This is a genomic window from Arthrobacter sp. 210 2 (assembly GCF_059093025.1).
The window spans coordinates 40,950-61,587 of the sequence record NZ_JBNHIE010000007.1 but is presented as its reverse complement, the minus strand read 5'-3'; the positions used below and the strand labels follow the sequence as shown (position 1 = coordinate 61,587).

The 20,638-nt window shown below is 67.3% G+C and carries 15 protein-coding genes; 5 read left to right on the top strand and 10 right to left on the bottom strand.

Annotated features, from left to right (window positions below):
• Positions 1-6: 6 nt before the first annotated feature.
• The 3 genes from AC5RWA_RS14160 to nudC are packed head-to-tail and all read right to left on the bottom strand — an operon-like array spanning position 7 to position 3,868.
• The gene (locus AC5RWA_RS14160) at positions 7-657 is read right to left on the bottom strand and encodes a M48 metallopeptidase family protein (protein ID WP_494058062.1); all 651 of its coding nucleotides are present in this window, start codon (positions 655-657) and stop codon (positions 7-9) included.
• Complete coding sequence (locus tag AC5RWA_RS14155; RefSeq protein WP_494058061.1) at positions 654-2,789, bottom strand: ATP-dependent DNA helicase UvrD2; 2,136 nt, start codon at positions 2,787-2,789, stop codon at positions 654-656. The genes AC5RWA_RS14160 and AC5RWA_RS14155 overlap by 4 nt, the downstream gene beginning before the upstream one ends.
• 56 nt (positions 2,790-2,845) lie before the next feature.
• Positions 2,846-3,868 carry an NAD(+) diphosphatase gene (gene nudC / locus AC5RWA_RS14150; protein WP_476246055.1) on the bottom strand — a complete coding sequence of 341 codons (1,023 nt, stop codon included), beginning with the start codon at positions 3,866-3,868 and terminating at the stop codon, positions 2,846-2,848.
• A gap of 144 nt (positions 3,869-4,012) precedes the next feature.
• Here nudC and AC5RWA_RS14145 point away from each other — a divergent pair, with 144 nt between their 5' ends.
• Positions 4,013-5,266, top strand: coding sequence for a macrolide 2'-phosphotransferase (locus tag AC5RWA_RS14145; protein WP_494058060.1), 1,254 nt, complete (start codon positions 4,013-4,015; stop codon positions 5,264-5,266).
• A 40-nt stretch (positions 5,267-5,306) separates the two neighbouring features.
• Here AC5RWA_RS14145 and AC5RWA_RS14140 read toward each other — a convergent pair whose 3' ends face one another.
• The 3 genes from AC5RWA_RS14140 to AC5RWA_RS14130 form a co-directional block, all read right to left on the bottom strand.
• Positions 5,307-8,852: an ATP-dependent helicase gene (locus tag AC5RWA_RS14140; protein ID WP_494058059.1), complete on the bottom strand. Its 3,546-nt coding sequence runs from the start codon at positions 8,850-8,852 to the stop codon at positions 5,307-5,309.
• Positions 8,849-12,112 carry an ATP-dependent helicase gene (locus tag AC5RWA_RS14135; RefSeq protein WP_494058151.1) on the bottom strand — a complete coding sequence of 1,088 codons (3,264 nt, stop codon included), beginning with the start codon at positions 12,110-12,112 and terminating at the stop codon, positions 8,849-8,851. The genes AC5RWA_RS14140 and AC5RWA_RS14135 overlap by 4 nt, the downstream gene beginning before the upstream one ends.
• Before the next feature lie 65 nt (positions 12,113-12,177).
• Positions 12,178-12,594 (bottom strand): MGMT family protein, encoded by a 417-nt coding sequence (locus tag AC5RWA_RS14130; RefSeq protein ID WP_494058058.1) that lies wholly within the window; start codon positions 12,592-12,594, stop codon positions 12,178-12,180.
• Positions 12,595-12,657: 63 nt separating this feature from the next.
• Between AC5RWA_RS14130 and AC5RWA_RS14125 the strand changes: the two genes are divergently transcribed.
• The 4 genes from AC5RWA_RS14125 (at position 12,658) to AC5RWA_RS14110 (ending at position 16,143) form a co-directional block, all read left to right on the top strand.
• On the top strand, positions 12,658-13,368 hold the full coding sequence (locus AC5RWA_RS14125; RefSeq protein WP_494058057.1) for a 3'-5' exonuclease: 711 nt from the start codon (positions 12,658-12,660) through the stop codon (positions 13,366-13,368).
• Between the two features lie 324 nt (positions 13,369-13,692).
• Positions 13,693-14,628: a substrate-binding periplasmic protein gene (locus AC5RWA_RS14120; RefSeq protein WP_050054486.1), complete on the top strand. Its 936-nt coding sequence runs from the start codon at positions 13,693-13,695 to the stop codon at positions 14,626-14,628.
• Positions 14,629-14,644: 16 nt separating this feature from the next.
• Complete coding sequence (locus AC5RWA_RS14115; protein WP_494058056.1) at positions 14,645-15,409, top strand: amino acid ABC transporter permease; 765 nt, start codon at positions 14,645-14,647, stop codon at positions 15,407-15,409.
• Positions 15,406-16,143 carry an amino acid ABC transporter ATP-binding protein gene (locus tag AC5RWA_RS14110; RefSeq protein WP_494058055.1) on the top strand — a complete coding sequence of 246 codons (738 nt, stop codon included), beginning with the start codon at positions 15,406-15,408 and terminating at the stop codon, positions 16,141-16,143. Before AC5RWA_RS14115 ends, AC5RWA_RS14110 begins: the two co-directional genes overlap by 4 nt.
• 143 nt (positions 16,144-16,286) lie before the next feature.
• On the opposite strand, the gene hemL is transcribed toward AC5RWA_RS14110, so the two are convergent.
• From hemL to AC5RWA_RS14090, 4 genes are read right to left on the bottom strand one after another with little or no spacing between them, the layout of a single operon-like run.
• The gene (gene hemL, locus AC5RWA_RS14105; protein WP_494058054.1) at positions 16,287-17,618 is read right to left on the bottom strand and encodes a glutamate-1-semialdehyde 2,1-aminomutase; all 1,332 of its coding nucleotides are present in this window, start codon (positions 17,616-17,618) and stop codon (positions 16,287-16,289) included.
• Between the two features lie 29 nt (positions 17,619-17,647).
• Positions 17,648-18,757 carry an LLM class flavin-dependent oxidoreductase gene (locus AC5RWA_RS14100; protein WP_494058053.1) on the bottom strand — a complete coding sequence of 370 codons (1,110 nt, stop codon included), beginning with the start codon at positions 18,755-18,757 and terminating at the stop codon, positions 17,648-17,650.
• Positions 18,754-19,737: a porphobilinogen synthase gene (gene hemB, locus AC5RWA_RS14095; protein WP_494058052.1), complete on the bottom strand. Its 984-nt coding sequence runs from the start codon at positions 19,735-19,737 to the stop codon at positions 18,754-18,756. Before hemB ends, AC5RWA_RS14100 begins: the two co-directional genes overlap by 4 nt.
• A gap of 10 nt (positions 19,738-19,747) precedes the next feature.
• Complete coding sequence (locus AC5RWA_RS14090) at positions 19,748-20,632, bottom strand: uroporphyrinogen-III synthase (protein WP_494058051.1); 885 nt, start codon at positions 20,630-20,632, stop codon at positions 19,748-19,750.
• Positions 20,633-20,638: the final 6 nt, after the last annotated feature.

The following is a 20,638-nucleotide window of genomic DNA, read 5'->3' as shown; positions in this document are numbered from 1 at the left end:
TGGGGCCTAGTCGGCGTCGTTCGGCCAGGGTTCCTGCTCCGGCACGCCGCCTCCCCCTCCGTTGTCCGTGAGGCCGCGTGCGGTGGCGAAGGAGACGCCTTCAAGAAATGCCTTGGCGCGCTGGGTCTCCGGGTAGGCCTCCAGCAGCTTCCAGAAAGCGGCGTTGTGTGCGGCCACCAGGAGGTGGGCGAGTTCGTGGAGCAGCACGTAGTCGATGACCCATTGCGGCATGGGGCGGAGCTTGTCCGAGAGGCGGATGGTCCCGTCCGCCGGGGTGGCTGATCCCCACCGCGAGTTTTGGTTGCTGACCCAGCGCACTGACGTGGGGACAGCCCGTCCGCCCAGGTAGTGCGCCGAAAGGTGCGCGGCGTGCGCCGCGAGGGCTGCGTCCGAGGCGGGACGTTTCCTGCCTGCTGCGGCGCGCCGCTCCCCCTGGCGCTGCAGCTTTGCCAGCATGCGGTGCACCCACTCGCTTTCCTGTGCAGCCGTGAAGCGGGCCGGGATGGCAACAACGGCGGTCCCGTTTTCCCAGAAGGCTGCCACGGTGCGCGTGCGGCGGGCGGAACGCCTGACCTCCACGGGAGCACCGTCAGCCGTGGTGAGGCCGGCACCAGGGGCCCCGTCACGCCGGTTCCGCGGCCCTGGAGACCGGGTCACAGGGACGTGCTTTCCGTCAGGACCCGAAGGACGTCTTCCCCGTACTTTTCCAGCTTGGAGGGGCCCACCCCGGCAAGTCCGGCGAGTTCTTCCAGGGACGCAGGCCGGGCCTCGGCGATGGCTGTGAGCGTTGCATCTGTGAAGACCACGAAAGCCGGGACCTCGGCGGACAGTGCCACTTCGCGGCGCCAGGTCCTTAGCGCGTCGAAGGTCTGTTCCTCGTATGTAGGCGGGCAGGCATTGCAGCGTCCCACCTTGCGTTCCGCCCCGGTTGCGAGCATGCTTCCGCAGACCCTGCACAGGGCGGGGGCCGCTGCTTTCCGGCGGGGTGCCGCGCCCTTGCCGCGCGTGTGTGAGCTCACCACGGAATCCGGCCGCAGGCCGTCGAGGAACCGGGACGGCTTGCGGTTGGCGCGGCCGCCGGGCGTGCGGGCCGTGCTCCAGGAGAGCGACAGGTGCTCGCGCGCCCGGGTGATCCCGACGTACAGGAGCCGGCGTTCCTCGTCGACGGACTCGGGCGAGTCGGCGAAGGAGATAGGCATCAGGCCTTCACTGAGCCCCACCAGGAAAACCGCATCCCATTCCAGGCCCTTGGCGGCGTGCAGGGATGCCAGCGTCACCCCCTGGACAGTCGGCGCATGCTGGGCCAGTGAACGTTCCTGGAGTTCATTGACGAAATCCGCCAGTCCGAACTGTGCGCCCCGGACCTGCACGAGTTCATCGGCAAGGGCCACGAGTGCCGCCAGGGATTCCCAGCGCTCCCGCAGCGCCCCGCCGCTGTGGGGAGCGGAATCCGTGTAACCGAGGGAGGAGACAATATCGCGGACAAGCTGGCCAAGGGGTTCCGGCGAATCGGTCTCCGATACTGCCCTGGTTGCCGCCCTCAGCTGGAGAATGGCGTCCCGGACCTCTTTACGCGCGAAGAAGCGTTCCCCTCCACGCAGCTGGTACCCGATCCCCGCTGCGGCAAGGGCCTGCTCGTAGGCTTCGGACTGGCCGTTGGTGCGGAACAGGATCGCCACCTCGCTGGCGGGAGTGCCGGCGTCGAGAAGGACCTTGATCTTCTGGGCGACGGTAGCGGCCTCCGCTTCGTCATCTGAGCACTCCGTGAAATGGGGCGCCGGGCCGGCAGGCCGCTGTGCCACAAGCTGCAGGGGCGTTGCCCAGGCGGCGTCGGCAGCCGGTCCGCCGCTCCGCCGCCCCGCCAGCAGATCGTTCGCCAGCTTCACCACCTGCGGTGTGGAGCGGTAGTCCCTGATCAGCTTGACCACGTTGGCCTGAGGATAGCGGGCCTTGAAGTCGAGGAGATGCCGGGGCGACGCGCCGGTGAAGGAATAGATGGTCTGGCTGGCGTCGCCCACGACGCACAGTTCGTCGCGGCCGCCAAGCCACAGTTCCAGGAGCCGCTGCTGCAGCGGGGACACGTCCTGGTACTCATCAACCACAAAGTGCCGGTACTGCTCGCGGACGGTGGCAGCCACCTTCTCATCCTCCTGGAGGATCCCGACGGTGATCAGCAGCACGTCCTCGAAGTCGATGACGTTGCGGTCCGTCTTGACGTCCTCGTAGGCCTGGAACACCCGGGCCACCGCGGTGAGGTCGAAACCGCCCGGGGTTCCCCTTCCCTGCGCGTTTTCCAGGTAGTTGGCCGGGGTCAGCATGGAGACCTTTGCCCACTCAATCTCGGACGCCAGGTCCCGGATGGACGCCCGGTCCGTACTGAGCCGCAAGCGCCTGGCCGCCTCGGCGAGCATCTGCGCCTTGTGGTCCAAAAGGTTGGGCAATGTGCCGCCAACAGCCTGCGGCCAAAAGAACTGGAGCTGGCGGAGGGCGGCAGCGTGGAAGGTGCGGGCCTGGACGTTGCCGGCCCCGAGGTCCCGCAGCCGGCTCCTCATCTCGGCGGCGGCCCGCGCCGTAAACGTCACGGCCAGCAGCCGTTGCGGGGAGTAGACGCCGGAATGCACGCCGTAGGCGATGCGGTGGGTGATGGCGCGGGTCTTCCCCGTCCCGGCGCCGGCGAGAACGCACAGCGGGCCGTTCAGGGTGCTGGCCACCTCGCGCTGTTCGGCGTCCAATCCGCCAAGGATGCGGTCCTCGAGCGAGGCTGCTCCGTCAATATGCTCTGTAGTCACTTCTGCTGCTTTTGTGTCTCGACTACCGAATGCTTGGAGTCTGGTGGATATGGGTGTCAGGCGGCGGGGCGGTCCTCGATCCGCCCGCCGAACCAGTGCTCAATGAGCGCCCGCGCGATGGAGAGCCTGCTGGAAATGGTAATCTCACCGCTGAGCACGGCGTCCTGGAGTTCCTCCCGGCTGAACCAGCGCGCCCTGGTGACCTCCACGCCGTCGGGCGTTGCCTCGGCATCTTCGGTGACGGCGGTAAATCCAAGCATAAGGGAGGCGGGGAAGGGCCAGGACTGCGAACCGAGGTATTGGCAGGCGGTGACACGCACTCCCACTTCCTCAAGGACTTCCCTCACCACTGCCTGCTCCAGTGATTCTCCGGGCTCAACGAACCCCGCCAGGGTTGAGTAGTTTTTTGCGTCGGGAGCACCGCCGCCGCCCAGCAGCACCCGGCCATCCGGGCCCACCACGGTGACGATGATTGCGGGATCCGTGCGCGGATAATGTTCCGACGAATCCGCGGGGCACCGGCGTACCCAACCGCCCGCTTCAACCAGCGTGGGCGTCCCGCAGCGCGGGCAGTGGGTGTGGCCGGCGTGCCAGTTGGTGATGGCGCTTGCCTCCACGAACAACGCAGTGTCCGTTGTGCTCAGGCCGGCCGCCACATCACGGAACCCGGCCCATGCCGCGTCGGCGGGGATGCCCGCGGTGCCCGGCTTAACGGCCTCCGGAAGGACAAACAGCAGCAGCTCGGTGCCGGCAGGAAGGTCCGCGCCCGGCAGGGCTGAGCCCAGGTAGACCACAAGCTCCGGAGTCACCGCGGCCGCTGACAGGCCCTCCAGCATCGCCTTGGCGCCGGCAGTGAAAAGGCCGCTGCCCTGCACCAGTCCCTGCCGGCCGGAAAGGACAATGGCCAGGGTTTCAGTCCGTGCCAGGAGCTCCTCCACCATGCCGGGCCTGGCCCGCACAACAGATCCCCGGTCTACCAAGGCTGGCGGGACGGGAAGCAAGGTGTCCCGGAGGTGGTTCGCCGGCAGCAGTGCCGGCACCCCCTGATGGACCGGTGTGGCAAACTCCGCATGGCTCATGAGTCCACCGTACTGACTGGGACCGACAATGCCCATTTCCGGGCGGGCCGCGGACCTCCTCCGGGGTACCCAGATTTGGATGTATCTGAAGACTCGCCGCCGTCAGACCGGTGTCTTGGACGGCGGGCAATCTACCGTGGAACGGTGAGAAGAAAACCGATTGAACTGGCAGCCGTCGCAACCGCGGCAGTCCCCGGACTGACCCCAACGGCCGTTAGCTCTGCCCCGGATGATCCCGCGGACTTCGACTCAGCCCTGCTCCTGGATTCCGAGGGCAAGCGCTGGCGGGTGCGGTCGCCGCGGCACGCGGAGGCCAGTGCCAGGCTGGAAACCGAGTTCCTGGTACTGCGGGCTTTCGCCCCCGGTATCCGTGCCGAACTTCCCTTCCTGATGCCCACGGTAGCCGGCAGCGTCCGGCTGGGAACCCTGAGCACGTTTGTCTACTCGCACCTTGCCGGCAGCACCCGCAGTGTTGAGGAACTCACCGCGGGCCCGGAGACCCTGGCCCGGGAAATCGGGGTGGCCCTGGCCGCTATCCATGACCTGCCCCGGGCTTTGGTCAGCAACGCCGACCTGCCCAGCTACACCCCCAACGAGTTCCGCCAGCGCCGGCTGAATGAACTGGACCAGGCAGCCACTACCGGGAAGATTCCGCCGGCCCTGCTGCTGCGCTGGGAACACGCCCTTGAGGACGTGTCCCTGTGGCGCTTCAATCCGTGTGTGGTCCACGGCGACCTGCACGAGGACAACCTTCTGGTGGAGGGCCAGCGCGTCACGGCCGTCACCGGGTGGACCGATCTTCGCATTGGTGACCCTGCGGACGACTTTGCCTGGCTGGTGGCGTCCAACGAGCAGGACTTCGTGGACGCGGTCCTGGCCGGCTACACAGCCAGCCGCCGGGACACTCCGGACAACCATCTGCTGCGCAGGGCGGCACTTTCTGCGGAATTCGCCCTGGCCCAGTACTTGGTGAAGGGGATCGCCGCCGGAGATCCCGGCATGGTTGCCGAGGCTGAAGGCATGCTCGAAACCCTGGCCAGCGATATCGCCGAGCACGGCGGGCAGCCCATCAGCGTGGAGCCCCTGCCCTCCCCCGCGGTTGCCGCGGGGACCGCAACGCCGCCGGCGGGATCCTCCGCAGTGGCTGGTTCCACCGAGGGCGCTTCCGGGGTCGGCCCGGCCGACGGCGGCCCCTTGGCCGGGGTGCCGGCCGTTACGGTTGTTCCCGTGCCGGCCGAGCCCGCCGTTAGCGTCCTTCCCGTGCCGGTGCAGCCTGCAGTGCACGTAACCCCCATTCCGGTCGAGCCACAGCCCGGCGCAGGCAACGACGCCGATGCCAAGGGCTCGGACGACACCTCCACCGCCGCGATCTCCATCGTCAACGCCAAGCAGACCTAGCGGGACGCAGGCTTTTCGGCCAAAGCCTCCGGGCTGACCGTCACGGCGAGCGAAGCGCGGCCGCGACAATTTCCTCCAGCTGCGCCGCCGTCCCAAGGTCATGGGGCCGCACAACCTCGTTGTCCGCAACGTAGAAGAAGGCGGCCCGCACATCGTCCAGGGGAACGTTCTTCAACCGTGCCCAGGCCAGCCGGTACACGGCGAGCTGCACCGACCGGGCCCTCAGCTGGGCACCGGAGGGCCGCCGCCCGGTCTTCCAGTCCACCAGGTCCCAGCGGCCGTCAGCGTCCTGGAAGACAGCATCGATGCGTCCGCGGACCACCACTTCCCCAACCCGGGTCTCCACCGGCACCTCAACGAAGGCCGGCGACCGCTCAGCCCATGGTGATGCCCGGAAAGTGGCAACCATGGAATCGAGGTCGTAGGCGGCGTCGATGTGGTCGTCCGAGCCGGGGGCTTCCCCGAGGTCGAGCATGCCGGCTGTACCGAAGTATTCCTCCACCCAGGCGTGGAATGCGGTTCCCTTCCGCGCTGACATTCCAGGTTCCCGCGGGACGGGCCGGCGGAGCCGGGCAAGGACCTCTGCCGGGTCCTGGCCCAGGTCCACCAGGGTTGAAGCGGAAATGTGGCTGGGCAGGTGGACGTCCTGGCCGTTGGACCTCCGGGCCCGCCGTTCCAGCAGCAGGGCCGCTTCCCGGGCCCATCCGGCCGCGGTTCCCGTCAACCCCGTGGCGTCGCCAGGCACAGGTTTGCGTCCTGCTGCCGGGAACGCGGGGTGCAGATCACCGGTAGCGGACTCGAGGGCGGCAAGCACGCGGGCAGCGGCCATTTCCATGGTGTTCCTGCGCCCGCGGGCAAGGCGGAGCCGTTCCCCTGTCCGGGGGTCCACCGGACCCTCCAGCGGATCATATGGCCAGCCGGCGACCTCCGTTTCGGCGGTGAGCGGGCTGTTCTCCGGCAACTGGGCTTCTTCCAGTGACCGGGGATGGATTGTGGCCCGGGCAGGCGATACGCCATCGGTGCTGAGAAGCGCTTCCAGTTCGGTAAGGAACGGCGACATCTCCGCGCGTCCCGCCCGGGAACCCACCCACGCCGCGCTGGACACCCACAGGACATGTTTTGCCCTGGTGTAGGCCACGTAGGCGAGCCGGCGCTCCTCGGATTCCCCGTGGGCCTGGACGGCTGCTTTGAAGTCTTTCTCGGCGTCCAGCCAGCCTTTTTGGTCAGGCTGGTCCAGATCCCACTGCGGCAGGTCCGCACGGTCTCCGCGCAGTGGCCACGGCAATGCCGCCGCCCCGCTGCTCCAGCGGGAGTCCTTGTCCGTGGGAAACGCGCCGGCGTTCAATCCCGGGACAAAGACGACATCCCATTCCAGGCCCTTGGACGCATGGACGGTAAGGAGTTGGACCGCTTCCCTGTTCACGTCGCTGGGAGGCGCCTCAAGGCCGTTCTCTTCCGTCGCGGCGGCTTCCAGCCACGCCAGGAAGGCGAGGATGTCCACTCGTTGTGACGTCCGAAGGAACCCCGCCGCGGCGTCCTGGAAGGCGTCAAGGTTGCGGCGGGCCTGGTGGATGCTGACGCCGGGACGGGCTGCGACCTCGATATCCAGGAGCATGGCCCTTTCCACTTCCCCCAGGAGGGTTGTGAGGTCATCCCCTAGGTAGCCACGCAAGTGCCGCAACTCTGCCGAAAGCCGGAGCAGCCGACTGCGGGCTTCGGCGCTGAGGGACCTGCCGCTGGAGGATGTCCATTCCTCCCGGGGCAGCCAGTCCAACGCCTCCACCAGGCTCGCGCCGTCAGTGAGGTCTCCCTCGAGGACCGTCGCATCCGCTTCCGCCGGCTCGGCGGCGGTCTCCCCGTCACCGGATCTGTCCGGGGCATGTCCGCGCCTGCGTGCCAGCTGGCTGGACCAGTCCCGCAACGCCATCAGGTCAGCGGGTCCTATCCGCCACCTGGCCCCCGCCAGCAGCCGCATGAGCGCGTCCGAGCGCCCGGGGTCGGCCAGGACACGGAGGGTGGCAACGAGGTCAACCACTTCCGGGGTATCCAGGAGGCCGCCCAGGCCCACGATCTCGTAGGCGATGCCGCGTGCCTCAAACTGGCGACGTATGGTTTCCATCTGTGCCCGCCGGCGGCACAGGACGGCGATGGCCGGCGGCACCGGAGAGCCGTCGGGCTTCAGCTCGAAGTCCGTCACCTGATACTTCAGGACATCGTCCGCGAGAGCGGAGGCTTCCTCGGCATCGCTGCCGAAGCGGCCGAGGACAACGGCGCCCTGGACGGCATGCGGGCTGGGTTGCAGCGGCGGCACCTTCGCGCGGGCAGCTCCCCCGCCACCTGCCGGTCCCCGGTGGGCCTCGGCCTTACTGAGCGAATCCGACATGACGTTGGCCGCCGCCAGGATTGACCGTCCGTTCCGCCAGGCGGTGGTCAGGTAGGACGTGGGCGCAGGTGCCCAGCTTCCGGGCTCTGCCGCCGGCCCGTTGCGGACCGGGAATTCGCGGACGAAGTGGAACAGCTGACCGGCTGAGGCCCCGCGGAAGCCGTAGATGGACTGATTGGGGTCGCCGACGGCCGTGACTGCATGTCCGCCGCCGAACAGGCGCGAGAACAGGACCAGCTGGGCGTGGGACGTGTCCTGGAACTCATCGAGCAGCACCACCTTGTAGCGCTGCCTCTCCATCTGGGCAGCCAGTGGAACGTCCCGGGAGACTTTGGCTGCAAGTGCCACCAGGTCACCAAAATCAAGCGCGCCGCGGGCCCGCTTGGCCGCCGCATACCTGCCGACCATGTCCGCCACGCTGGCCCTGGTCCGGAGCATGCCGGCGAGCTCGGCCGCTGCCTGCGGAGGGTTCTTCTTCTTGTCAGCCAGGTAGGGCAGCGCTTCAAAGTCCGAGAGCCGTGCCATCAGCCAGGCTTCGACGTCCTCCGGCTCCTGGAGGTGCTCGGCACATTCGCCGGCAAGCTGGATGACAGCCTTCACCAGGGTGGACTTGGCGGCACGGAAGTGTGCGTACTCGCCGTCGTATGCTTCCACCACCTCGCTGGCGAGCTGCCACGCCTGCGCGCCGCCGAGGAGGACAACATCACGTTCCACCCCCAGGCGCAGCCCGTAGTCGGACACGATGCCGCTGGCGAATGAGTGGTATGTGGTCACCTTCGGTTCCAGCGCGTCGCTGCTGAGCAGGCCCTTCGGGAAAACCTTGTTTGCGGTGTCCGCGGAAACCAGCCGCTGCAGGGCCACCAGCTTTGCCCGGATCCTGGACGCGAGTTCGCCGGCCGCCTTCCGCGTGAAGGTCACCCCGAGGACTTCTTCGGGCCGTACCCAGCCGTTGGCGACGAGCCAGACCACCCGGTCCGCCATGGTGGCGGTCTTTCCCGACCCGGCCCCGGCAATGACCAGCCGCGGCGACAGCGGTGAGGAGATGATGCCGGACTGTTCGGGGGTGGGCACGTTCTTTTCGCCGAGCAGCCCGGACAGCTCCTCGGGGCTGAACCGTACCTGCGGCGACTGTAAGGGCCCGCCGGGAAGCGCTGCAGCGGGTGGTAATTCGAGGTCTTGAAGCACCTGGAGGTCCTGGCTCATTCAGTCACTTGCCTTCCACGCGCACACAACGGGCACACTTCGGGAAGTTTGCAGCCATGGCCGCCATGGCTTCCCTTCGCCGGATCATGCCGTGCTTCAAACCCGCTGCCACCCATCACTTGTGCTGCATCCTTCACCATGTCCAGGGCCCAGTTTTCCTGGGGATCAAGTGCGTCCTGCTGCTGGATTGCCGGGCTTTTCGCGCCTGTTCCGAGCTGGGCCAGCACTGCTCCGCCGGGAAGGCCGGCATCCTGGCTGTTTCCGCTGCCCGTGAAGCCGCCCGCCAGGACTGCCGCCTGGTACGCGCCAAGCTGGGGGTGCCTGGACAGCTCACTTTTGCCCGGCTGCCGTTTTCCTGTCTTGAGGTCCACGATGACCAGCCTGCCTTCGCCGTCGATCTCCAGGCGGTCCACCTGGCCGCGGAGGATGGCTTCCCGCGGCAGGCCATCCTCCACCGTCACTTCGCCGAGGGGCACCTCGAAATCCTGTTCCACTCCCACGAGGCTGCGTCCCTCGCTCCTCATCACCACAAGGTACTGCGCGAGCTTGCGCACCATCGATTCGGCGCGCTGGAAATCAAGCCTGCCCTCCCAGTTGTCCTTCATGCCCAAGGTGGGCCAGCGGCGGACCAGTTCCGCAACGTACTCCGTGCCGGACGCATCCGGCATCTCCTGGGCGATGGCATGGACCAGTGTTCCCAAACTGCGGGCAAAGTCCGTCGCCGCTTCGCCGCCTGCTGCCTGCACAAACCAGTCCAGCGGCGACTTTTGCACGGTTTCGACCTTCGACGGCGACACGGACACAATTCCGCCGGGCGGCACCACGGGTGCGTCGGACGTGAGCGGGGCAAGCCCCCACCAGCTGGCAGGGTGGGCACCGGGAACCGGCGGCTCGGCGGCCGCGAGATGGGCAAGCACCCTCGCCGCTTCATGGGCCTGTGCCGCCCCGCTTCCGTCCAATTGTGCATGTTGGCGGAGTTCGGCAACGAGGGCCCGCAGCGTCATGGGGCGTTCCACCGTAGTAAAACCCCTGCTTTCCTGGTCCCGTTCCAAGGGGGCGACGTAATCAAGGAACGACGACGGCTGGTCGTCCTCGGATGAGACGGCGGTGCAGATCAGCAGCTCCCGGGACCGTGACACCGCGGTGGAAAAGCTCCGGAGTTCGTCGTAGCGGATGTCGCGCAGCCGGCTCAGGGGATCGCGTTGCAGCGCGTACTGGACACCATGCTCCACGGCGTCGGCGTAGAGGGTGCTGCCCAGGAGCTCACCGCGAAGCCGGGTGTTGGGCCATACTCCCTCCTGGAGGCAGGCGACAATGACCACAGGCCACTCCCGTCCAGCTGCGCTGGCGGGGGTCATCAGCTCCACGGCATCGTCAACCTGGGCCCGCGCCGCAAGGGTATCCATGGGCAGTTCCTGGTTCAACAGGTACTCCAGGAACTGCTCAGGCCCGGCGCCCGGCATTTGGTCCACGTAACGCTCCGCGGTGTGGAACAGTGCCATCATCGCGTCGAGGTCGCGGTCAGCCCTGGCACCGTGCGGGCCGCCGGTCAGTGCGGTTTCCGTCCAGGCGGCGGCGAGACCGGTGGCGCTCCACAGCGCCCAGAGCACAGACTCGGCGTTGGCGCCTGGCTGGCATGCTGCTTCCCGGCCGGCCTGGATCATCCGGGCTGTGCGGCGGGCGGCGCGTCCCTCGATGCCGAGCGTGGCGAGCGCACCGGGCTGCAGAAGCGCTTCGACGAGGAGCGAATCGCTGGCGCGCCCGCCGCCGCCCAAAAGCTCTTCCCGGCGCAGCGACTGCCTGAGGCGGCGCAGTTCAATCGAGGTGGCACCACCGATCCGTGACGTGAGGAGGGATACCGCGGCCTCTGGAGTCAAGAGCGTGGAGTCGAGGGCAACCGCAAATGCGTCCAGGAGCGGGCGTACGGCAACCTCGTCCCGTACGGCGGATTCCGCCACCGGCACCCTTACCGGGATCCCCTGCCCGGATAGGTAGCGCTGCAGCTCGCTGACCTGCCCGCCGTTGCGCACAATCACCGCCATGTCCGTCAAATCACGGCCGTGGTTGATGTGCTGGTCGAGGATCCGCTGGGCCACGTAGCGCAGCTCGTGCACGGCCGACGGAACCAGGTGCGCCTCAACCGACCCTTGCGGCACGTTTCCCTCCGGATGGTGGAGCCGCCGCGCCAACTGGCCGCCGGCCCGCTGAGAGATCCGCCCGGCAACGTCGAGCCACGCATCGGCCAAGGCGGGAGCCAGCCGGTGGGAATGCGACAGCGGGCGCTCCAGGACCAGAGCCTCCGGTGACAGCAGCCGGGGCAGTTCAGCCACCAGGTCCGGCCGCGCCCCGCGAAAGCCCTGAACCACGGTGTCAGGTGAGAACGCCACGAAGCAGTCCCGCCCCCCGGCGATATCTGCCAGCAGCTCGAATACTGCCGGGTTTGCCTCCTGGATGTCATCCACCAGGATCAGTTGCAGCCGTGCGCGTTCTGCAGCCAGGAATTCAGGAACATCCTGGAAGATCTGGCGAGCCGCGGTGATGATGCCGGCGGGATCGAACGCCTCCGGCATCCGCAGGTCCAGGACGTCCCGGTACTCGCTGTAGAGGGCAGCGGCGGCAACCCAGTCAGGCCTGCCGCACTCCCGGCCGAGCTGCTCCAGGTCCCCCGCAGTCCGCCCGGACTCAATGATCCGGTCGAAAAGTTGCCGCACCTCGTGGCGGAACCCCCGGGTTTCCAGCGCGCCGTCCAGGTCGCGGGGCCAGGGCAGTTCGAGTCCGGGCAGGCGGTGGCCTTCCAGGAGTTCCTTAATGATGAGGTCCTGCTCGGGGCCGGACAGGAGGCGCGGCGGCCTGGACAGCGGAATGGCGCCCTCGGCCTTGGCGCGCCGAATCACGTCAAAGGCGTACGAGGCCCAGGTCCGCGCCGGCGTGGTGCTGAGGCTCCTGTCCAGCCGGGCTGTGAAACGGTCCCGCAGGAAATCCGCCGCCAGACGGCTCGGCGCCAGAATCAGCATCCGTTCGGGATCGACGCCGTCCCGCAGGACGCGCTTGACGGCAGCCTCGATCAGGACCGTGGTCTTGCCCGTCCCCGGCGCCCCGGGGACCAGCACGGGCCCGGCCCCCTGGGGAACATCAACTGCCGCCTGCTGATCGGACGTCAGTGACGGCGCCGCGGCGTGCAGGTGGCGCGGCGGCAGCAGGCGCAGGGAGGCCGCCGAAGGGGCCCGGTCCTGGACGGCGTTGGCGGTGTCCGAAGCCACGGCGTGGCCGGACTCCAGGCTTTGCCGTTGCTCGTCGCGTGGTTCCGTGAAGGGAAGAGTTACTGTCACACGGACATTCCATCATCAGCCACTGACAATCGATGAAGCCGCCGCTCCAGTTGTTCGGCAATGGCGTCCATTCGGTCAAACTCCGGGTCGGTTGGCGTCCACCGGGCGGCCGGAAGATCCACCCGCCAGCGGCCTTCCCCGGTACGCAGGAACGATTCGTGGGCACCGGCAAGCGGGGTTCCTTCTTCAAGGTAATGCCGCAGGGCTTCGGACTCGTGCCCTTCGGGGGGATGTCCGCTCGCTTTGAGGACCCGCCACCAGGGAACGCCGCTTCCGTAATGGCTCATGACCGAGCCCACCTGGCGGGGTCCACCCGAGCCGAGCAGTTCGGAGACATCCCCGTACGAGACAGCGGACCCCGGCGGTACCAGCTCCACTACCGCCAGCACCGCCTCCACGTACTCAATCCGCATTGATCCAATCTAGCCGCAGTGGCGCTCCCGGGAATTGTCGGAGGTGCCCGTTAGCGTTGAAACATGAGCACCTGGAACACCCTCCCCCGAGCAGCTTTCGACCTCGAAACCACCGGACGCAATTCGCGTGCCGCGCGGATTGTCACGGCCTCGGTGACTGTTGTGGACCACAAGGGAGACGTCATCGACGAGCATGAGTGGCTGGCGGACCCGGGCGTCGAGATACCCACCGAGGCCAGCGACGTGCACGGGATCACCACCGAACAGGCCCGGCGGGACGGGCGGCCTGCCCAGGAGGTCACCAGGGAACTGGCAGCTGTCCTGCAGGATCTTTTCGACGCCGGCGTCCCGGTCATCGCCTTCAACGCCAGCTACGACTTCACGGTGCTGGCCGCGGAGTCCGCCCGGTATGGTGTGCCCCAGCTCACCCGGTTCCCCGTCCTGGACCCGTACATCATGAATAAGCAGGTTGACCGCTACCGCAAGGGCAAGCGGACCCTGACGGCGCTGTGCGAGGAGTACGGGGTAGTCCTGGACAACGCGCACACCTCGGCGGCTGATGCCCTGGCCACGCTGAAGGTCCTGGACGCCATGGCGGGCAAGTTTCCCAAGCTGATGATGCCCGCCAGCCAGCTTCACCAATTGCAGGTGGACTGGGCCGTCAGCCAGGCAGCAGACTTTCAGGGCTACCTCCGCAAGACCAAGCCGGCCGCAGTGATCGAAGGTGACTGGCCGGTCCTCCCTCCCCAGGACGCCAGCATCGGCGGCTTCTAGGCGGCCCACCGCCCGTGGTGCGAGGCAAGTCACATGCCCGCGCTGCCCCGCAGGTACACCCTCGTGGCGTCGGCTATTCGCTCCCTGCGCCTGAATTCGGTGTTCACCGCGCTACTATCGTGCGGCAGCCGAACATTCTTCGGCCATCACGGAGTGTAACTCTTCCTTATTCAACTCACCGCACTGAAGCGGGGAAGTGAGAGAATAAAGTTTTGCGGTCACCCCTGCCCTGGACGTGCTTGACCAGCACCGGGCAGGTGCCAGGCGCCACCAGCGCAGCCTTGCGGCCCGGTTGACTTATGACTCAATGAAAGTGACAACCTGATGAAAATCAAAGCGATGAAGTGGCTCACTACCGCGCCCGTTGCACTCGCCCTCGCTGTTTCCCTGGCAGCCTGCGGCTCAGGATCCTCGCAGCCCAGCGGTACCCCGACTGACGCCCTCGCCGGCAGCGACCAGCAGACGCTGGACAAGTACACCACTGACGACGTCACCCCGATCGACCAGATCGACAAGACCAAGCTCGGCCTCAACACCGAAGGCAAGCTCGAGGTGGGCACCCTCTCGGATGCACCCCCCAACATCTTCATTGATCCCTCCGGCAAGTTCACGGGCTACGACAACGAACTGCTGCGCGCTATTGCCGGCAAGCTCGGCCTCGAGGTCGAATTCGTTGCCACCGACTTCTCGGCCCTGCTCTCCCAGGTTTCCACCCGGCAGTTTGACGTCGGGTCCTCCTCCATCTCCACCACGGAAGCCCGCCGCCAGAATGTCGGCTTCACCAACGGCTACGACTTCGGCTTCATGGCCGTTGTGGCCAAGACCGACGGCGACGTCAAGAGTTTTGACGACCTGACCGAGGATCTGCGCATCGGCGTTGTCCAGGGCACGGTCCAGGACGACTACGTCACCAACACGCTGAACATGGAACCGATCCGCTTCCCGGATTACGCCACCGTGTACGCCAACGTCCGCAACGGCCAGGTCGACGCCTGGGTGGCACCTTCCCAGCAGGCTGAGGGCCAGGTCAAGGAAGGCGACGGCACCGCTATCGTCGAGTCCAAGATCAATACCGAGAACTTCACTGCCTATGCTGTGGCCAAGGACAACCAGCCCCTGATTGATGCGCTGAACTCCGGCCTTGACGCCGTTGTTGAAGACGGGACCTGGTCCAAGCTGACCAAGGAGTGGTACCCGGACCGCGAAATGCCGACTGACTGGAAGCCGGGCAGCAAGGCCGCCACGGTTCCCCAGAGCTGATTGAGCCGGGACGTTTATGGATCTCCTGGACCAGCTTGCTGACACCTTCTTCAACTGGGAGGAAATGGCGAAAGTCATTCCCGCCCTGCTCATGGTGGGTCTGCCCAACACCCTGATTCTGGCTGTGGCCTCCGGCGTTCTCGGTTCCCTGCTGGGGCTGCTGCTGGCCATGATGGGGATCTCCCGCAACGCGGGAGCCCGGTGGGTGGCACGTATCTACACCGATATTTTCCGCGGCCTCCCGGCCATCCTCGTCATCCTGGTGATCGGCATCGGACTGAGCCCGATCGCCCGTGAGATCACGGGTTCGCGGAACCCTTATCCGCTGGGCATCCTGGCCCTGACCCTGATCGCAGCCGCCTACATCGGCGAGATCTTCCGGTCCGGCATCCAGAGTGTTGAAAAGGGACAGTTGGAGGCCTCCAGGGCGCTCGGATTCAGCTACGGCAGCTCCATGCGGCTGGTGGTGGTGCCGCAGGGCATCCGCCGGGTCCTTCCGGCCCTGGTGAACCAGTTCATCTCGCTGCTGAAGGATTCCTCGCTGGTATTCATGCTGGGCCTGGCCGCCTCCGACCGGGAAATCTTCCGGATCGGAAACGACGCCATGGCCAACACGGGAAACCTTTCACCGCTGGTTGCGGCCGGTGTGCTGTACCTGATCCTGACCGTCCCGCTCACTCACTTCGTGAACTTCATCGACCACCGGCTGCGTACCGGCAAACCGGAGAAGAAGGAACCGGATGAGCTGGCAGCAACTATCGGCAAGGGGGCACAGGCATGACGGAATTCGCTTCCGGAACCCTGACCGGCAAGAACCTGCACCTCTCGTTCGGCCACAACCATGTTCTCCGCGGCATTGACCTGCACGTGGAGAAGGGCACCACGGCGTCGGTGATCGGCCCCTCCGGGTCCGGCAAATCAACGCTGCTGCGGGTCATGAACCGGCTGATCGAACCGGACCAGGGCGACATCCTTCTGGATGGCCGTTCGGTCCTGAAGGACAACCCGGACGAACTCCGGCAGCGGATCGGCATGGTGTTCCAGCAGTTCAACCTGTTCCCGCACAAGACCGTGGTGGAGAACGTTTCGCTGGCGCTCCGCAAGCTCCGGAAACTGCCCACGGACCAGGCGCGCGCCGAAGCCCTTGAGCAGCTGGACCTGGTGGGCCTGAAGCACAAGGCTGACGCCCGCCCGGCCAACCTCTCCGGCGGCCAGCAGCAGCGCGTCGCGATTGCCCGTGCGCTGGCCATGAAGCCGGAAGTCATGTTCTTCGACGAGGCCACCTCGGCCCTGGACCCTGAGCTGGTGAAGGGTGTCCTGGCGCTGATGACGGACCTTGCGAAGGGCGGCATGACCATGGTGGTGGTCACCCACGAGATGGGCTTCTCCCGCAACGTGTCGGACATCGTGACGTTCATGGATGCCGGTGTTGTGGTGGAGTCCGGGCCTCCGGAACAGCTCTTCACCGCGCCCCGCACGGACCGGCTCAAGGGCTTCCTCTCGGACGTCCTGTAACGCCTGCAGCACAAAAGAAATCCCCGGTTGCGCCGCAACCGGGGATTTTTTGTCCGCGCCGAGATGGCACTTAACGGCAGTTCCACGCGCCGGGATTGCCGTGAAGTGCCATCTCGCGGGGAGTTAAGGGGCCGGCGGCGGGACTAGCCCTGGGCGGCCGCCGCGGCCTTTGCTGCTGCCGGAAGGGCGTCGTAGATCCGGTTCATGGCGGCGTCGTCGTGCGCTGCCGAGAGGAACCAGGCTTCGAAGACCGACGGCGGCAGGTAGACGCCCGATTCCAGCATCGAGTGGAAGAACGGTGCGTAGCGGAAGGTCTCCTGGGCCTGGGCGTCGGCGTAATTGTGGACGCCGTGGACCGACGTACCGAAGGCCACGGAGAACAGGTTCCCGGCGAACTGGATGGAGTGGTCCACCCCTGCTGCGTCAAGGGCGGTGGACACGGCTGAGGAGAGCTCCAGGGAGCGGACGTCGATGAACGAGTACACGTCCCGGGTGGCGTGGGTCAGGGTGGCCACACCCGCCGCCATCGCCACAGGGTTACCCGACAGGGTGCCGGCCTGGTAGACCGGACCGGTGGGCGCCAGGTGGTCCATGACGTCGGCACGCCCGCCGAGGGCCGCCGTCGGCATTCCGCCGCCGATGACCTTGCCGAAGGTGAGCAGGTCCGGGGTCCAGGGTTCGGCGGCGTCCGGCGCTCCGCCGGTGAGGCCCCAATATCCGGAGTAGCCGGTGCGGAAGCCGGTCAGGACCTCGTCCACGATGAGCAGCGCGCCGTGCTCGCGGGTGATGCGCGACAGCCCCAGGTTGAAGCCTTCCTCAGGAGTGACCACGCCCATGTTGGCCGGGGCGGCCTCGGTGATGACGGCCGCGATGTTCTGCCCGTGGGTGGCAAAGGCTTCCTTGACCGCCGCGAGGTCGTTGTACGGCAGCACCAGGGTCTCGGCCGTGGTGGCTTCGGTGACACCGGCCGAGCCGGGAAGCGCGAGCGTTGCCACGCCCGACCCCGCCGATGCCAAAAGGCTGTCAAGGTGCCCGTGGTAGCAGCCGGCGAATTTGACGATCAGGTTGCGGCCGGTGACGCCGCGGGCAAGGCGGACGGCGGTCATGGTGGCTTCGGTGCCGGTGGACACCATGCGGAGGCGTTCGACGGCGGGCACGCGTTCCTGGACAATGGCGGCCAGGTTGGCCTCATCCGGGGTGGATGCGCCGAAGGACAGCCCGCGGTCCACGGCGGCGTGAACGGCATCCAGCACGGCCGGGTGCGCGTGGCCCAGCAGGGCGGGGCCCCAGGAGCACACCAGGTCCACGTATTCCTTGCCGTCGGCGTCCGTCAGGTACGGCCCTTTGGCGGCGACCATGAAGCGCGGGGTCCCGCCGACGGATCCGAAGGCGCGGACCGGTGAGTTGACGCCGCCCGGCATCAGCTGGCGGGCGCGGTCGAAGAGTGCCTCGTTGCGAGGATTGCTGGAAGTCATGGTTCCTATTCTCTCAGTTAGCCGGCGCGTCAGCTGCCGAGCAGTTCAGCCACCTTGGGCGCCACTGCCGTGCCCAGGAGCTCAATGGACCGCATCATCGCCCCGTGCGGCAACGGCCCACTGCTGTACTTCAGGTCGAAGCGGTCCACTCCAAGGTTCTGCTTCAGCAGGACGATTTTCCGGGCCACAGTCTCCGGTGACCCGACGTAAAGGGCACCCTCGGGAGCGCACATCGCGTCGAACTCGGACCGTCCGGCGGGACCCCAGCCACGTTCGGCTCCAATCCTGTTCCGCAGCGTCAGCCAATGCGGAAAGAATTCCTCCCTGGCCTCTTCGTCGGTGGGGGCAACGTGCCCCGGCGAATGCGTGGCCATCTGCTGCATCGGGTGCCCGTACTTGGACATGGCTTCGCGGTAGAGGTCAGCCAGCGGCCGGAAGGCCCGCGGCTGGCCGCCGATGATGGCGAAGATGATCGGATAGCCGTACTGCGCGCAGCGGAGAACCGATTCGGGTGTTCCACCAACCCCGATCCAGGTGGGCAGCAGATGGTGTTCCAGGGGCGGGTAGACGCTGAGGCCGTGCAGGGCCGGCCGGGTGCGGCCCTCCCAGTGCACAGGCTTCTGCGACCGCACCTTGCTGAACAGTTCCAGCTTCTCCTCGAACAGGAGTTCGTAGTCGGCCAGGTCCAATCCAAAGAGCGGGAAGGATTCAACGAAGGACCCGCGGCCCAGCATCACCTCGGCCCGGCCATTCGAGATGGCGTCCACCGTGGAGAACCGCTGGAACACGCGGATGGGATCATCCGAGCTGAGGACCGTGACCGCGGAGCCGAGCCGGATCTGCTGCGTGCGGGTGGCTGCCGCCGCCAGGAAGACTTCCGGGGCGGACACCGCGAAGTCCTTGCGGTGGTGCTCCCCCACGCCAAATGCGTGGAGTCCGACGGCGTCTGCCAGCTCTGCCTGTTCCAGCAGCTGCCGCAGGACTTGCGCATGCGGGAGCGGGCTGCCGTCGGGCTTCTCGCCGACGTCGCCGAACGTATTGAGGCCAAGCAGGATCCGGTCATCGCCCACGGGCGCGGTCGGGTTCTGCCCACCGGGTCCGGGCGAAGTGGTGAACCCGGAGGAAACGGCCTCACTCACCGGGATTCCCTGAGCCAGCCGGCCAGTTCGGCCGCCCAGTACGTCAGCACCATGTGGGCACCGGCCCGGCGGATTCCCAGCACGGACTCGGTGATGGCCGCCCGCCGGTCGATCCAGCCGTTGGCCGCGGCCGCTTCGATCATGGCGTACTCGCCGGAGATCTGATAGGCGGCTACCGGCACGGGGCTCATCGCGGCGACGTCGGCCACGATGTCCAGGTAGCTCATGGCCGGCTTCACCATCACGATGTCGGCGCCCTCCACCAGGTCGAGTTCCACCTCACGCAGGGCCTCGGTGCGGTTGCCGGCGTCCATCTGGTACGTCCGGCGGTCACCCTTCAGCTGCGAATCCACCGCCTCCCGGAACGGGCCGTAGAAAGCGGACGCGTACTTCGCGGCATAGGCAATGACTGAGGTGTTGGTGTGGCCGGCTTCGTCAAGGGCGGCACGGATCGCGGCGATCTGTCCGTCCATCATTCCGGAAGGGCCCAGCATGTGCGCTCCGGCATCCGCCTGCGCCACGGCCATCCGGGCGTAGATTTCCACGGTCCGGTCGTTGTCCACGTACCCGTCGTCGTCGAGCACGCCGCAGTGGCCATGGTCCGTGAACTCGTCCAGGCACACGTCGCTCATGATCACCAGATCATCACCAACCTCGGCCCGGACGTCCCGGATGGCCTTGTTCAGCACACCCTCCGGGTCCAGGGAGGCCGAGCCCTCAGCATCGCGGGTTTCGGGGATGCCGAAGAGCATGATCCCGCCGAGTCCCAGCTCAACAGCCTCGGCGGCGGCACGCTTGAGGGTGTCTGTGGTGTGCTGGACAACGCCCGGCATGGACGTGATGGGATTGGGTTCGGTCAGCCCCTCCCTGATGAAGGCCGGAAGGATGAGCTCGGCCGGCGCCAGGCGTGTTTCAGCGGTCAGCCGGCGCATGGCAGGCGTGGTGCGGAGGCGGCGGGGGCGTTGGCTGGGAAAAGTCATGTCCTGTCCTTCACGTTGTTTCAGGTTGGTGCCCAAGGGCGGCTTCGACGGCGGCAACAAGGCCTTCCGGCGTGGGCTCAGCCGCCACCGCGGCCACCGGCAGGCCAAGCGCGGCCGCCTGCTCCGCCGTCGAACGCCCAATCACCACCAGGCGGCAGCGGTGCAGCGGTGTGAGGTCAGCGATGCGCCGCACCGCGCTGGGCGAGGCTGCGACGACCGCATGGATGCTTCCGTCCGCTATCCCGGCAGCGGCTGCGGCCGGTGACAGCAGCGAGTACGACGGCGGCGCCTGGCCCGGTCCCCCGTCTTCCACCGGGACGGCGAGCCTGCGCTCCGCTGACGCCGGGTATTCGACGGTCCGGTAGGCGGTGACCACCGTAACGTTGCTGCCCGCCGCGAGCAGTCCCTCGGCCAGCCGGGGTGCAGCGATGTCGGCCTGCGGCAGCAGGACCCTGCCTCCGCCCGGCCACACCTCGAGCAACCCGGCGGCGGACTGCTCGCCCGAAGGCGTCAGGTGGACAACCAACCCGTTCGCTTCCAGCAGCCCGCGCGTCGCCGGACCGATGGCAGCGATACGGGTGCCGGCAGGGATCCACTGGTTGAGCACCACGCCGCGATCCTTTGCCTTGTCCAGGAGGACATGGACCGTGGTGGCACTCGTGACCACCAGCCAGTCGAAGGCGCCGGCGCCGGCGCCCAGGGCATCGCAGGCTACGTCAAGGGAATGCTGGTCTGCCGCCCGTTCGAAGTCGATGAGCGGCAGGAGGACGGCGCTGGCTCCGGCCTCTTCCAGTGCAGCCACGAGCGAGAGCGAGCGTTCGGGGCTGCGCGTGACCAGGACCCGGGCTCCGCTGAGCGGTTGGTCCGGACCGGATGCACGGGAAGGCGATCCCATGGCCAG